Origin of the sequence: Paenibacillus sp. LC231, assembly GCF_001860525.1 — a bacterium.
In the GTDB taxonomy this organism is placed as follows: domain Bacteria; phylum Bacillota; class Bacilli; order Paenibacillales; family Paenibacillaceae; genus Paenibacillus_AQ.
Genome location: NZ_JFOM01000026.1, coordinates 373138 through 386874 on the forward strand (window position 1 = coordinate 373138; position 13737 = coordinate 386874).

General features: G+C 40.1%; 10 protein-coding genes and 2 pseudogenes. 2 read left to right on the top strand and 10 right to left on the bottom strand.

Annotated elements, in window-relative coordinates:
* Positions 1-162: 162 nt before the first annotated feature.
* Complete coding sequence (locus AK95_RS33520) at positions 163-306, top strand: putative immunity/bacteriocin fusion bifunctional protein (protein ID WP_268801970.1); 144 nt, start codon at positions 163-165, stop codon at positions 304-306.
* Between the two features lie 452 nt (positions 307-758).
* Here the strand turns inward: AK95_RS33520 and AK95_RS34195 are convergent, their stop codons facing one another.
* From AK95_RS34195 to AK95_RS18885, 10 genes and pseudogenes are all read right to left on the bottom strand, one after another.
* Positions 759-926 (bottom strand): hypothetical protein, encoded by a 168-nt coding sequence (locus AK95_RS34195; RefSeq protein ID WP_162487603.1) that lies wholly within the window; start codon positions 924-926, stop codon positions 759-761.
* Positions 927-1187: 261 nt separating this feature from the next.
* Positions 1188-2432, bottom strand: a complete 1245-nt coding sequence (locus AK95_RS18855; RefSeq protein WP_201259401.1) for a restriction endonuclease subunit S — start codon at positions 2430-2432, stop codon at positions 1188-1190.
* A 10-nt stretch (positions 2433-2442) separates the two neighbouring features.
* Positions 2443-4020, bottom strand: coding sequence for a type I restriction-modification system subunit M (locus AK95_RS18860; protein WP_071221433.1), 1578 nt, complete (start codon positions 4018-4020; stop codon positions 2443-2445).
* Positions 4021-4073: 53 nt separating this feature from the next.
* Positions 4074-4910: a hypothetical protein gene (locus AK95_RS18865; RefSeq protein ID WP_071221434.1), complete on the bottom strand. Its 837-nt coding sequence runs from the start codon at positions 4908-4910 to the stop codon at positions 4074-4076.
* A gap of 12 nt (positions 4911-4922) precedes the next feature.
* On the bottom strand, positions 4923-8018 hold the full coding sequence (locus AK95_RS18870; protein WP_071221435.1) for a type I restriction endonuclease subunit R: 3096 nt from the start codon (positions 8016-8018) through the stop codon (positions 4923-4925).
* A gap of 4 nt (positions 8019-8022) precedes the next feature.
* Positions 8023-8403, bottom strand: a pseudogene (locus tag AK95_RS35360) (DNA cytosine methyltransferase).
* A gap of 668 nt (positions 8404-9071) precedes the next feature.
* Positions 9072-9252, bottom strand: a pseudogene (locus tag AK95_RS33530) (GMP synthase (glutamine-hydrolyzing)); the annotation flags it as partial.
* A gap of 150 nt (positions 9253-9402) precedes the next feature.
* Positions 9403-10047 carry a TIR domain-containing protein gene (locus AK95_RS18875; protein WP_071221436.1) on the bottom strand — a complete coding sequence of 215 codons (645 nt, stop codon included), beginning with the start codon at positions 10045-10047 and terminating at the stop codon, positions 9403-9405.
* 16 nt (positions 10048-10063) lie between these two features.
* Positions 10064-11512, bottom strand: coding sequence for an SIR2 family protein (locus AK95_RS18880; RefSeq protein ID WP_235613152.1), 1449 nt, complete (start codon positions 11510-11512; stop codon positions 10064-10066).
* A gap of 19 nt (positions 11513-11531) precedes the next feature.
* Positions 11532-12044, bottom strand: coding sequence for a toll/interleukin-1 receptor domain-containing protein (locus AK95_RS18885; protein WP_071221437.1), 513 nt, complete (start codon positions 12042-12044; stop codon positions 11532-11534).
* A 1051-nt stretch (positions 12045-13095) separates the two neighbouring features.
* On the opposite strand from AK95_RS18885, the gene AK95_RS18890 reads away from it, so the two are divergent.
* Positions 13096-13659, top strand: coding sequence for a toll/interleukin-1 receptor domain-containing protein (locus AK95_RS18890; RefSeq protein ID WP_235613153.1), 564 nt, complete (start codon positions 13096-13098; stop codon positions 13657-13659).
* Positions 13660-13737: the final 78 nt, after the last annotated feature.

Sequence of the window (13737 nt, forward strand, 5' to 3'; positions counted from 1 at the left end):
CTAACAGTGCGCGGCACTCCACATGTAACGAGTAGACAGTGGCAACAAATTACAGGAATAGCATTGGCTCAATGATGGAGCGGCTCACTACAGCTTATTGATAATCACCCAAAGGCTACTGCTGAAGAAGGAATTATAGTTCCTTTTGAAAAAGATTGGTCTCTGTTCGGACAAAAGTTCGCATGTAGTATGACAGGCTTAGTTGCATGTGGAGTATACTGTACGGTTTGGGGACTTGTAAATCCAGTGGCAGGTGTAACTTGTGATATTGTTTGTGGCGCTGCTTTTGCAGTAGCATGCTTTTAAAGATTTTTGGTCAATTCTGATTACTAATATATAATTTGAAAAAGTCCTTACACTCTGAACTTGAATTGTAACCAACAGAAGACCACTTTAAATAAAGTGACCTTCTTGCGGTTTTTGTGTATTAATCATTTAATATGATATGTGGATCAAATCACCTTCATATCTAGACAGCCAGTCGTCGGAAATGAACCGGGGACTGGTTATTTAAGTCTGCTCTAAGAAGAAAGTTGATTAGAGAAAAATCGAAGGAAAGCGTGTGGATCTCCGCTCCTTTCAAACAGAAAAAAAGCCAAGGGAAACAGGGTTGAACACCTGAATTTCACTCGGCTTAGTGGCAAAACTTTTTAGGCTTTAAGGAACTTAAATTACTGTCAACAGTTACTTTCTCACCAACACCGCCACACTCTCCACATGTATGGAGTGCTTAATATTGACGTAATTACAGGGGCGAATTACACCCCCGCAGACAACGGGTTACCAAAATTATTGTAGATAACAATTCCACCATCCAACTCAATGTCGATACGTTCAATCAAACGCTGCAGCAATTCTTGGAGGGCTTCCTCGTCATCGATTTGCAACTCTGTAAAGCGCCTGACTTCTTCCTTGATTTTTTGCACGATACGTTCATTGGCTTCACACTAACTCAGAATCGCCTCCTAGATGGCCGCTCTTGCCTTCATAGCATGTTGTTCATCCTTTAAAGCGGTATTGCTCATCTGAAACGTATCATCATCGATCAGCTTACGAGTCATAGCGCGAACCAATTTCTAACTGCTCTTATTGAAGCTGCTGTGTTTTCCTGCAGGAAGTATATTTGCACATCATTCAAGAGTTAGAGAATCAAGATAACGATAAAATCCTACGGCATTTATCCGCGCTCATATAAACATCCTTTGTAAATACGCCGCCTTTAACTGTCGTAGCTGCTCAAGTTTAGCAGTTTGGGCGGCGATTTGCTCGTCGAAGTTCTTGAAAAAGTCAATGATTCTGTTTTGTTCAGAAATTGTGGGTGTTAAAACGATTATCTTTAAAAAATCCCTTTCGTGTATGCGCCACTGTCCGTACATTACACCTTGTCGATAATGAATCATTTTATTAATGAAGTCTTTCCGTTTGGATAGTAATCCAACAAATAGACTCTCTGAATCGTTGCTTGAATAAAAAATGCTATATACGGGCGATATTACTGCCTTGCCTGTTCTATTAAGACCAATAGACCCTGTTTCTAAGTTGTTTGAACTGTATATAAAGTCATTCAGTTCGGTTTTTTTATATTTTTTCCCATCACCTTTTACCAAAAAACTTCTGTCATACTGTTCCCCCTTGGGTACAACACCAACATTCCCAACGAACGACATCAATGGGTAATCTTCCGATTCCTCAAATTGCTCATTTCTTTCAGTAAGCATTTCTTCCAGCCGCCGCTCTTCCCAATTACCTGTAAATCCTGCGAATCTTACTCTTGGCATGACTTCATTGGCTGCCGGGAACATCTGCTGTAGAAATCCGTACTTCAGCGTTACGAGCACATCTAGCTTACGCTTATGCAGAGTAATAGTGTCGTCGAGGGTACGAAAGAAATTACCAATAGCTGTTTGCTCGGCTTTAATAGGAAAAGAAATTACACTCGATGCTATATCATCTTGTCCAATTGTAGTCATTGTTCCTGTTTTTGATTTTGCCATAAACTCTCGCTTTATTGGGGAATGATTGAGAGATTCTTTGACAAAAAACGGCTCAAACCCATTGGCTAATTTTATTCTCATAATGTGATCATCAAACACAAGAGTGCCTTCATTAAGTAGTATATTTGCTTGGGCTATGCCCTCAACTTTCAATGAGCTTCTTGTAAGAAATATATCGCCTACCTCTACATTGCATCGTTTCAAATCGTTTTCTGTTGCGTTAATATATTGAAGCTCATCAAGGTGAATATAACTGGATGAATATAAATTGACAACATTTATGTGCCTGATGTTCAATTCATTTTTCCCTGGTTGATTCATAATACCGTTTGAAATCTTCTCAGCAAGTATTTCCCCCAGCTTTCGCTGCTCCCAAGCGTTAGTGAAGCCATTAAATCGGATTTCAGGTACTAAGTTCTGATTGTTTTCTGTCATCATCGCCACCACCTCACACAAAAATCCGCTTTGTAGCTTCGATTAGCTCTTTCGTTTCGTCAGTCACAGCAAGTCTATCAAGCAAGGCTAAGAAATCCGTTTCTTTTTGTTTTATTTGCAAATTTAAGTCCAACATTTCACGTCCAAGTGCTACAACGTCAATTTGCTCTTCTTCCTTGAAGGTATCTACATAACGAGGAATGTTGAGGTTGTAGTCATTCGCCACGATCTCGTCAAAGTTTGCTAAATGTGCGTACTTCATAATGTTTTCACGCTTTTTATAAGCATTCACAATATTCTGTATATCTTTCGGTCGTAAGTTGTTTTGATTCTTCTGTTTTTCATAATCATTAGAAGCATCGATGAAAAGCACATCACGACCTACACGGTTTTTCTTCAAGATAAGCACAACCGTTGGTATGCTTGTTCCATAGAAAATGTTAGAGGGCAAGCCAATTACAGCTTCTATTGCTCCCATTTCAAGAAGCACCTTGCGAATGACACCCTCGGCAGCACCACGGAACAGAACACCATGCGGCAGTACAATTCCCATCGTACCACTGTCTTTTAGGTGGTAATAGCCATGTAACAAGAAAGCAAAGTCGGCCTTAGATTTTGGTGCGAGTTTTCCATAGCGTTCAAAACGTGGGTCACTCAAAAACTTATCGGAAGCACTCCAATTCGCAGAGTATGGAGGATTCATAACAACAGCGTTAAAAAGGAAAGGCTCGTCTGTCGGCCAGTCTGCATCTAACGTATCGCCATTATTGAGCCGCATTTGCTCACGGTCAACGTTGTGTAGAATCAAGTTCATTCGAGCAAGGTTGTAAGTGGTGGTGTTTAGCTCCTGTCCGTGAAAATACACCTTTTCGGGATTGCTTAGAAACTGACGGATATTCAACATCAGCGAACCCGAACCCATAGCGGGGTCGTAAATATGGAATGGTGCTAGTTCCTCTTGCCCGATACTAACAATCTCTGAAATGATTTTTGAAACAGCTTGCGGGGTATAGAACTCTCCGGCTTTCTTGCCTGCGCCTGCGGCAAATTGGGCGATAAGGTATTCATAAGCATCGCCAATAACGTCACCTTCATGCCCAAACAAATCTATCTCATCTAAAGTTTTTATAACTTCCATAATGGTTGTGCTTTTTTGCTGTGCGTGTGATCCGAGCTTCGTAGAGTTTAAGTCAACATCATCGAACAAACTGATAAAACTTTCGCCTTGACGAGAAAGCTCGATAAAGGCAGTCTGCAAGTCATCAATTTGAAATTCATATTGTGATGCTTTATTGCGGAGCATGTAAAACAGATATTGCGGCTCTATAAAATATCCGAGTTTGCGGCGCATGGTGTTCTTTAGCTCTTCGGCATCATCATTATACCAATCAGTAAGCTCGGCAAATTGGATATCACGAGATGGGTATTCATCGGGCTTTCCGTTTGCTTCTTCGTACACAGCGCGCAATTCTAAATCGGAAAGATACTTATAGAAAACAAGACCGAGCAAGTAGTTTTTATATTCGCTCGCATCCATTTTCCCTCTAAGAATATCGGCGCTTGCCCATAGTTGTTGCTCTAGACGACTCATATATACACTCCCCAAAATTTTTAATTTATCTTAGAATAATAGCCTTACAAGCTCTAACTTATGTTGGCGCTATCATAGAATTTCTGAGCCGCAATCCTAAAATTCTTTTTTAGCTCCACATTGTTTATTATGCTAGTAACTAACGTATATAGTATTCCAAAGTATTTAATTGCTTCTTCCTCACTTCCATCGCCATGTATAATATTGCTTAGTTTGCTGTAAAGGTCATACCTATCAACTAAAAAATCCTGCGGAATAATTAAGTATTTCTTATCTACTTCTTCTAATACTTTTTTGAAAGAACGCCTCCATCCATTATTTTCATAAACGGGTATTGGGGCATTACCAGAATCAGCAATATTATATATTAGAGCTTCAAATACTTTTCTCAAATATATAACTGCACCTGAACCAAGTCCATCTTTGTGTGCTCGGTTTGCTTTTTCGAGCCATTCGCTAAACTCACCGTATTTCTCAGATTGTAATTTTACACGTTCGGTTAATTTTTCTCTAAAATGCAATATACGTACTTTAGGTGACTGATACCGAATATCCTCTTCGGCTTCGACTAAATACCAAGTATGGACAACTGAACCACAATTGCATTGCAAAATGCAATCAATGCTAATTACTTGTTTATTTACAATAATTCCTCGAAGCCCTTGCTCTTTATCAGAATTAAAAGTGCGTAAGTCCTCACATTCTGTGCAGTAGTAGTTCAAAGATACTTGTCCAGCCTCTAATATTATATGTTGCCCAATTAGCAGGGAGGTATCATCCTCATTTTCATCACTATATTCATAGTCTTCCCTTTCTTCTGGAACCCAGAACGTGTCAACTTGTTGGTAATCCTCCGCTGGCGGTTTTCTCAATAATTTACTCAAATCCATATCATCGCCACCCTAACACTCATCTTTTAGCGGTATTAATTTTTCATCTAAAACAGTTTTCCAATACTGTTCTATAACGAGAAGACGCTTTCGGTATTTTTCGTTAAACATAGCTTCAAAATCTTCTTTGCTTAACCCTGATGCTTCGCTTATTACATTGATGAAAGGTACAACCCCGCTATTCGGGCGATATTCGTTAAAGCTGGTTTGCAGGTTAGCGACAGGTACTTTCAATAACTCAGCAGTATTCTGTAGTATATAATCAATCTCATCAGCGAAATAAGCCGTCCAATCCTTTGTCGGTCGATTGTTGTCAATGACGTCTAAGATGGCATTATATATTGCCTGAACGGATGCGGGCTTTGTATTAATCTCTTTCATAATTTTTTCACGCAAATCATATTTATCTGTTTTGTCCGAAGACTTCTGATATCTGTTCAGAAGCTGATTTATGTAGAAGCTATCAATGCGTTCCTCATGTACAGCCCTTTGTTCGCTCGTAAATTCGATGTCTTGGAGCAAGTTTTCCATCTCATCCCCAGTTTGATCCTCTAACTCGGCTCGAATTTCAGCTTTCAGATTTTCACAATGTCCCTTTTCTTCGGGAAGAACCTTCACAATATATTCAAATTCCTCAAAATCTTCTTGATAATTCTCATAGCTTTTCATGGCTCTTTGGATTTTTTCAAGTTTTTGATAGGCTCTTACTTGTGCAATCTTGTTTTTTATATTATTTGGGTCGTCTTCCAGATCGTCTTTTGCTTGTTGAAGTTGCTCATGTGCCGTTAAAAATGCGGCTTTAACCTCAGCATATTCTTGTGGCACTAAGGCTTCCCAATTTTGCTGTTGGTTCGTAAAAAGTCGAATGGCATCCTCTACATTTTTTCGCATAGTAGCAGGTTTTCGGAACGATACCACAATGCCATGCTCTTTGCCAGGTGCAATACGATTTGTGCGTGAAAATGCCTGTAGCAGCTTTTGATATTTCAGTTCTCGGTCAACATACAAAGTCTGTATCGTAGGCGCGTCAAATCCTGTCAGCAGACGGTCAACTACAATAACCATATCAAGCCATTTTCCGTCCTTTTGATATTGAGCGTCTTTTCGTGCTAAACGGCTATTAATATTTTTGTTAAACTGATCGGTATCTGTGTAATTCGTACCAAAAACAGTGTTGTATTCCTGCATAATGGCATTGATTTCTGCTTGCGCTTCGTTCATCTCACCTTGAGTTTCGCTAGTGGAATAAGTGATTGTCACTCTCGGAAAATCAGGGTCACGAAGCGTGTGGCGTTCATCTAACTCTCGCCCATTTAACAAAATTCCACTACTTCTCATTTCTTGTAGCTTGTGATAAATACGCTTAGCTTGAGCGATAGAGTGTGTTGTTAAAACAGCACTCATAGTCGGGTATCCATTTAACACCTTGAAACGCTCTATCACGGATTGGCGCTTGAATATTTTTTTAAGCATCGCTTCAATATATTCATCACGCTCAAATAACTCTCTGTCTTGCAGTTCCTCTTTTTCAATTTCTGTCATGTCGGCAAGTTTTTTGATAGGATCAAGCTTCGGGTATTTTTCTTTTACCGTTCTATACAAAAATTCTGCTTTGCTATCCTCATCTAATAGGCAATGGTACTCCACTTGGAAGTTCAAAACGGAGTTATCGTCCATAGCATTTTTCGTTGTGTAGGAATGGAGTAAGTTTCCATACTGTTGTTGTGTTGTTCTTGCGAATGTTCCGTTTTCTTGTTTTTGGTTTTCCTCAAAAATTGGCGTACCAGTTAAGCCGAACCATGTTGAGTTAGGCAGGAGCTTTTTAATTTCTTTCATCTGCTCATCGCTGACTGCACGATGGCACTCATCCACCACAAAAACAATATGTTCGCTTTTCAGCTTCTCGAATTTATTGTTTTCCGTTTCTTTAGCACCTCTGACAGCCGCACTCAATTTTTGAATGGTTGTGACGATAATGGTGTTGTTATTTTTATTGCTTAATAGGCTATTGCTAAGTTGACGTTGATTATCAACGCCGACAATAAGCGCATTATCTTTAACATTGCCCGATGCCAACCCTGTGTGGAACTCAGATGCAAATTTACTAAACTCATCTTTGGTTTGGCTGTCTAAATCTGTTCTATCAACAACCATAACGGTGCGGTCTACGCCGATGGATATCTGTGCTAAAAGTTTGGTTGCCACAAAACTTGTTATTGTTTTCCCTGAGCCGGTGGCATGCCAAACAAAACCTCCCTCATGCTTCGCCGCTTGACCGATAATCTTTTGAATAGCGTGGACTTGGTACGGTCTTAGTACCATTAAAAACTTTTGGTTTTTCTGATCGTCCACCAAAATAGTGAATTTGCTAATCAATTCGTGGGCAGAAGGGATACTCAAAACCTGCCTTGTGAAATCGTAAAGATTTTCTACAGGCTCATTATCCGACGTTCTCCAGTTGAACAGGAATTTCTTTGCCGCTTCAAAGGCTTTAGAAGTGTTGGCTCCAGGACGTGCAAAGTATTTTGTAGATACTTTGTTACTAACTACGAAAATTTGGGTGGTCGCAAAAATGCCATCAAAAAATCCTGCTTCTGCATACCGTTGTATCTGCTCGAACGCTTGCATAAAACCATCTTTGGCAGATTCAGCTTTTAATTCAACATGAATAATCGGCAAGCCATTTATCAATAGGGTTACATCGCCACGCATATCAGTATTTGTATCTGGCTTAATTTGGTTTACAACTTCATAGCTTGAAATGCCGCCAGCAATATCCTTATTACTGAATAGAACAACAGACACCCTGCCACGTTTCACATCTTCCCGCTCAACATGAATGGCGGCAACACCATTTTCGCCTCGTAGCCATTGAGAAGCGTTAAAAGGAGTAGCTGTCAGTCTCATAAATTCAACTTTTAACTGTTCAAACTCTTTGTCTGTAAGCGGCACACCGTCCAGTCGCGCCAAGTTAATACGATTGATATGTCTACGCAAATTATCCCACAGAGCAGCTTCGGTCTTTATATCATCACGATATGTCCATTGATTTTCCCGTTGAGTTAAGATTTCAATGAAACTCTTTTCTGTTTGGGCTTCGTGGTTCATTTGCTTAATCCTCCGTAATTAAGATTTTTCCTGAATTCTTCACCGGCAACAAAATTATCAAATAAGGAATAATAGTGTTATACTCTATCGCTATCCCCTCATGTTTTGTAAAGTTGAGAATATTATCCACAATTAGGGAGTTTGGCTTATGATATCTCAACACTTTTAATATGCGGTAAACCAAGTTTCCTGACTTTTCATCTTGAAAACCGCTTTGTTCACCATCCTTTGAAAACGGTTCAAGGAACCCCCCACTTTTATTTTTCTTATATTCCCATGTGGCTCGATATCAATGTTTCGAGAGTGCAAAAACGCATGTATGTCCTAGGCTACTTAAGGCTAGACGAAAGCCACCAAGCCCAGCAAACAAATCTATTAATCTCATATTGTAATTTCCCCGTATCTAAGAAACTCGTTTCTGACCAAATATATTGGGAGTAATTAAATTAAGACATAACCTCTCTATAATACGACTATTGTACTACAATGAGAGCTAGATTTGGATATTTTGTTATGAAAAATGCAAATATATGGGATTTGATGTCGAAAAAAAAGAGGTAGTGCACCTTGCACTCCCTCTTCAGATTTACTCATTATCGAACACACATCGATAAGTTAAGCGAACTTGCCACATCTCGTTTACGAACCATCAATATGACCGACTCCACATGTGTCGTGACTGGATTCATCTAGTATTTTTTGTCATCTGTATACAATACTTCAGTAGATCCTTCTCCTGCAATCACATGTCTCCAATCTGTCTACATTTTCAGCCATAATCAGAACCACCCGTCCAATGAACTGCACCTTCAATAGTTAGATAATGTCTATCTTTAAGGGATCACTTCAATAGCAGGTGGTTTTATGTTTCGCGCGTTTCACGCACTCAACCTGTTAAAGCCAAAATAAAAACTCCCACCGACAATCATTCGGCGAGAGTTTTTGACGACAATCTTGGAGACAATTCAAAAGAATTTTGATCTCAGAAAGTCATATGAGTTTTACCTAAACGGCATAAAATCAACGGTTTTCAGTGTATAGAGTGTCTCCTGCCTATTCCCACTCAATCGTTGCAGGCGGCTTCGACGTAATGTCGTACACCACGCGGTTGACGTTGTCGACTTCGTTGACGATGCGCACGCTGATCTTCGTCCCACGGGATGCGCACCCAGTCGGCTGTCATGCCATCGATCGATGTTACGACGCGGATGCCTACGGTGTAGGAGTAAGTGCGTATTATAGAGTTAATTACTATTCATTCACCACGTTGTTCGGTATATCAATTGTAGCGGGTGAAATGACCAATTCCAATAGCAGATATCGCAAAAAGCTGGTTATGAGGATTTTCATAACGCAGCTTTTTGTTTAAGTATAATGTATTGATTCACCACGGTGACAACCAATTTTGTTGAGTTTTAATCGTTTTTGTAATTTCGAAATCATTAATCCGTTTACTCTTCTCATACGCATTTTCGATATACGTATCTGGACTTGCGACAAAATCATCTTCAGTTACCAAGGAGATATACGAGCCATTTAGAGAATCTACACTTTGGCAATTCAGGCAAGCATATACGGGATTTTTTTGGTTTGTACGATTCTTGATGATAATCTCATATAACTTACTTTCATCAATGCTTCTTGAATTGCAACCATCAGAATTTGTAACTGAACTAAGAATCCACCCATACCCACCAAAATAATAATCTTTTTGGATTACACCTATAATGCCATTACTTCTTGATGTTCTGTCTTCCCTAGTAATCTCCTTCAAAGAGTATTCAATCTCCCAGTCAATCCAGTTACTCTGCTTCATATTTGGAGAGATAACAACAATAGTTACCGAAGTATCAAAAATCATGCTCTTAAGATGATTTTTAATGGTTTCTGTCTTTCTGTCCGTCAAATTAGGTGAAGTACTGGTTTCACCTTGATAATAACGAGCATCTGTGCCAAGAGCCTTAATTATTCGATCTCTTGTATGTTGAGCTTCGCTGTACTTATAAGAAATGAATGTTTTACGTGCCATACCTGAACCTCCCTCTTTATTGCCTTTTTCTTTTTTCAAGCATATTCACAATTTCAATTACAGTGTTAATCAATGCTTCGTCTGTCTGATTCACATCACCCAGTAATTGATATTTATCTTCTAGCCCAGCCTGGGGAACATAGCGGCCAAAATCACTTATAACAGTCTCCCATATTTTTCTAGCAGTAAAGTCGGTCGCACCAATGGGAATGGGTATTGCGCCGTGATTCACGCTTATTTCGAACTCTTCAATTATGCCATTTGCCTCTATTACAGCACCTGATGAAGCATCAATTTTATTACCAAACATAAAAATGGAAATCCCAACGTTTTGAATCATGTTATTTCTGTGTTTAGTCCATAATTCCTTTATAGGGATTTGACCAGTCGTATTTTGAGGAAATGGTCTCGAAATCAGACGGTCTTCAACCCGCTGACTTCTCGTTTTATAGATTTCTTCCAACGCACCCGAGATTACACAACTGCCAACTCCGAGACCAAAACCAGTTACAATATTGTTCCCGTTTTGGATTATTTTTTTACTGAGGTTACTTGCGAACTCTAAGCAGCGCTGCTCTCCCCAATTTCCATAGTTAGAAGCACTACCGGATACGAATAAATTTCTTCTCTTATATTGCTGTTCCACTTCCTTGAGTATAGCCGTAATATCCTCATATTGACTTACTAGAAGCACTTTAATGCTGTATCTTTTCAGATCATTCACTTTTAACTTCTGCTTTATCTCAGCATATAAAAAATCCGATTCTTCCTTAAAATCATCTCGCTGCACTTGCTTCATAAAGCAATAATGGGTGCGTTGATTCTGACCCAAAAGGATTCTTATGCGACTCAAAATATATTCCAAATTGGGATCATCAAAACTAAATCCAATAAACAACATCGTTTTTGAAACGAGGTCGCCTTGAAGAGCCGTAGTAAATAGCTGCCGCTTGTTGTTGTAATTTTCGTAATCATCTTTAGTTAAAACGGCTTCATGAGGTAATGAAATATCCCCATGCATTTTATAAATCTTGGCATCACTATTCGGTTTTGTTACCGCTAAGTTTTCCGTAGTTATTTTTGAGTCGATCCTTTTCCCTTCGGCTTTTAAGGCATCCTCGATCAGAGCATCATAATTGGTTGTCCAATATGTATCTATAGGCAGCCTTGATAATATCTTATGATTTTCGGTGATTTCGGCATCCTTTGTAAATTCGTCAATTAATGCTTGATTTATTTTCCCTCTGTTTCCACCATTCTCATTAACATGGTACTGCGCTACTGCTATAAGATCACTTTCTTTATCGATATTTAAATTGATTTCTTCAGCGATATCTCGAAGCAGTTCCTTCCAGTTCACAAATCCCGCAGGTTTAGACAATCCTGCGCCAGCAAATACAGCCGCATTAGACTCCTCAATAGCAGTTTTAAACATTTTCTGAAACTCCGCTATTTCTTTGCTCACCAGTTCACCCTCCTCAAATTCAAGATTCAAACCAATTGGCTAAATGAATCCCTCGTGATTCCCCTTGTTTTATAACATACCAGTTGCCATCGTATGATTGTTCAATATAGTTGTAGATCCCATAGTATTCTCTCTCTTCCCATGTTCCTTCATTTTTCACGAGCGGAAGAATTGCAATTTTATTTAGACCCTTTACACCATCGGCTAACCCAAGCTCCCATGGTATCCAAATCGATCGAATACTCCCTGGTGTCGCCAGTAGTACAAATTTATTAGAGCGGTTGATTCTTTGTTTCAGCTTCTGAGCCGTCTCAGACGATGTTTGGCTAGGCATATTATGGTCAAGCCAATCAACATAAGTTCTTTGCCCGAATTGCGCCAAAAAACCTACTGCTTGTTTTACTTCCTGCTCGTCATCATGACGATGGGACAGAAATACCGTGTTTGACGTGCTGAATTGGTAATTTTCATTAAGAGACTTTTGAATCGACTGAGACATATTGTTCAACTTATTGAATGTTAGGTACGACATAGAAATTCTCCTCATTTCGATTGTGTTTATATTTATTCAAATGATATTGTTCATTGGAAAGTCATTACAATTCTATTATCGCTAATCACCTTATCTTTGAAAAGGGCAAAAGTATTACGACAACTAATTCATCTTCTCCCCAAGAATATTCTCATTAAAACCGAGGGATACTGTATTTTCTTTTTAAACTAAGTATGTCTTTGATGGTTCGTGTATACGCCGACAGTTCCAAAATTCACATCTCCTTGTAATCTAATACGTAATTCTCAATCGCTTTTAAATTAAATTGTTACTATAATGATAAGCTCATTCGGGAGGGGAATTCCAAAAATTATTCCCAATTCCGACCCAAAAAAAGACCCATGCAAGTAGCGGGAGCCTCAACTTTATTAGCTCTATAGACCTTATTCAATCACTTTATCCGATCCACCTGATTGCCTCCCTCAAAGCACATAGTACCAATGAACTAGCTGATCTTCAACTTGAAGTGAACCTTGATCTCGTCCCGAAAAACATCGACTCTGCTGCTGATTATGTCGTGCAATATATTCGATTTCAGCAAACGACGCATAAACAACCTTCTTGAGCAGTCACTGTCACATCTCATTTCGTACCATCAATATTAGGCATTCCACATGTGAGGAGCATTTACGCTACTATTTGCAGATTGAGCATTGCCGCTCCCACCTTCAACTCGCCCCTCTGCTTTACCACACTATCGATGATACAGTTCTACGTTTCCTTGCTGAGGCGAATGAGCACCCGTCTGAATATATTACAGTTAAAACAGGAAAGTAACGTGGTGGGACAGCTCTACGAATCAAGATTCGACACAACACATCAAATATATGGATTTTTTTCCTGTTTTAAATTACTATAATACCAGGAAAATCAAATTAGGAGGTAGGATATGGCTAGATGTACAGCTCCAGTAAACGGACATCGCTCAGCAAGTGCCGCAGCCAACTGCCCAGCGTGCAGAGGGCGTTATGGCCGCTATGGTAGTGGTGGCGGCTACAATTCGTACTCGCCCTCAACTTACTCCTCGTCCTTGACAAGTGGAGGGGGTCGAAGCAGCGGCGGCGGTTCCGTCCGCAGTTCAAAACCACGCTGGTCAGGAGTAGGTTCGTCCATATTGTACACTTCTGAAGAAATTCGGTCATTAACACCAATCCGCAACAGCGTCGAAACTCTAGCAAAACAACCTGACCTTCGAGACGTCTTCCTTTGCCATGCATGGGATGACCGGAAGGGAGCCGCGAAGGAGTTGCACGATCTGCTTGAGTCACACGGTGTCTCCGTCTGGTTTAGCGAGAAAGACGTTAGCCTCGGTGTGCCGTTGCTTCGCGCTATCGACAAAGGCTTGGCCAACTCGCGAGTTGGAATTGTGCTTGTGACCCCTGCACTGCTACGCCGCCTCCCAGCAGAGGGCATCGCCGACAAAGAACTTTCGGCACTCCTGGCAGGTGATCGGCTCGTTCCGATTGTGCATGATACAACGTATGAAGCTCTCCGCGAAGTCAGTCCCTTGCTCGGATCACGAAGCGGCTTAAACACTGCAGAAGAGCCAATGGCAGACGTCGCGGCCAAGCTCGCAGAGTTAGTCGCCCTTTAAGCTCTATTGATCTACCAAAGTTTGCTGTTCAGTTGGGGCTGTTAGGATGCTTTATCGCTTCTCGTTTACTTGGCAGAC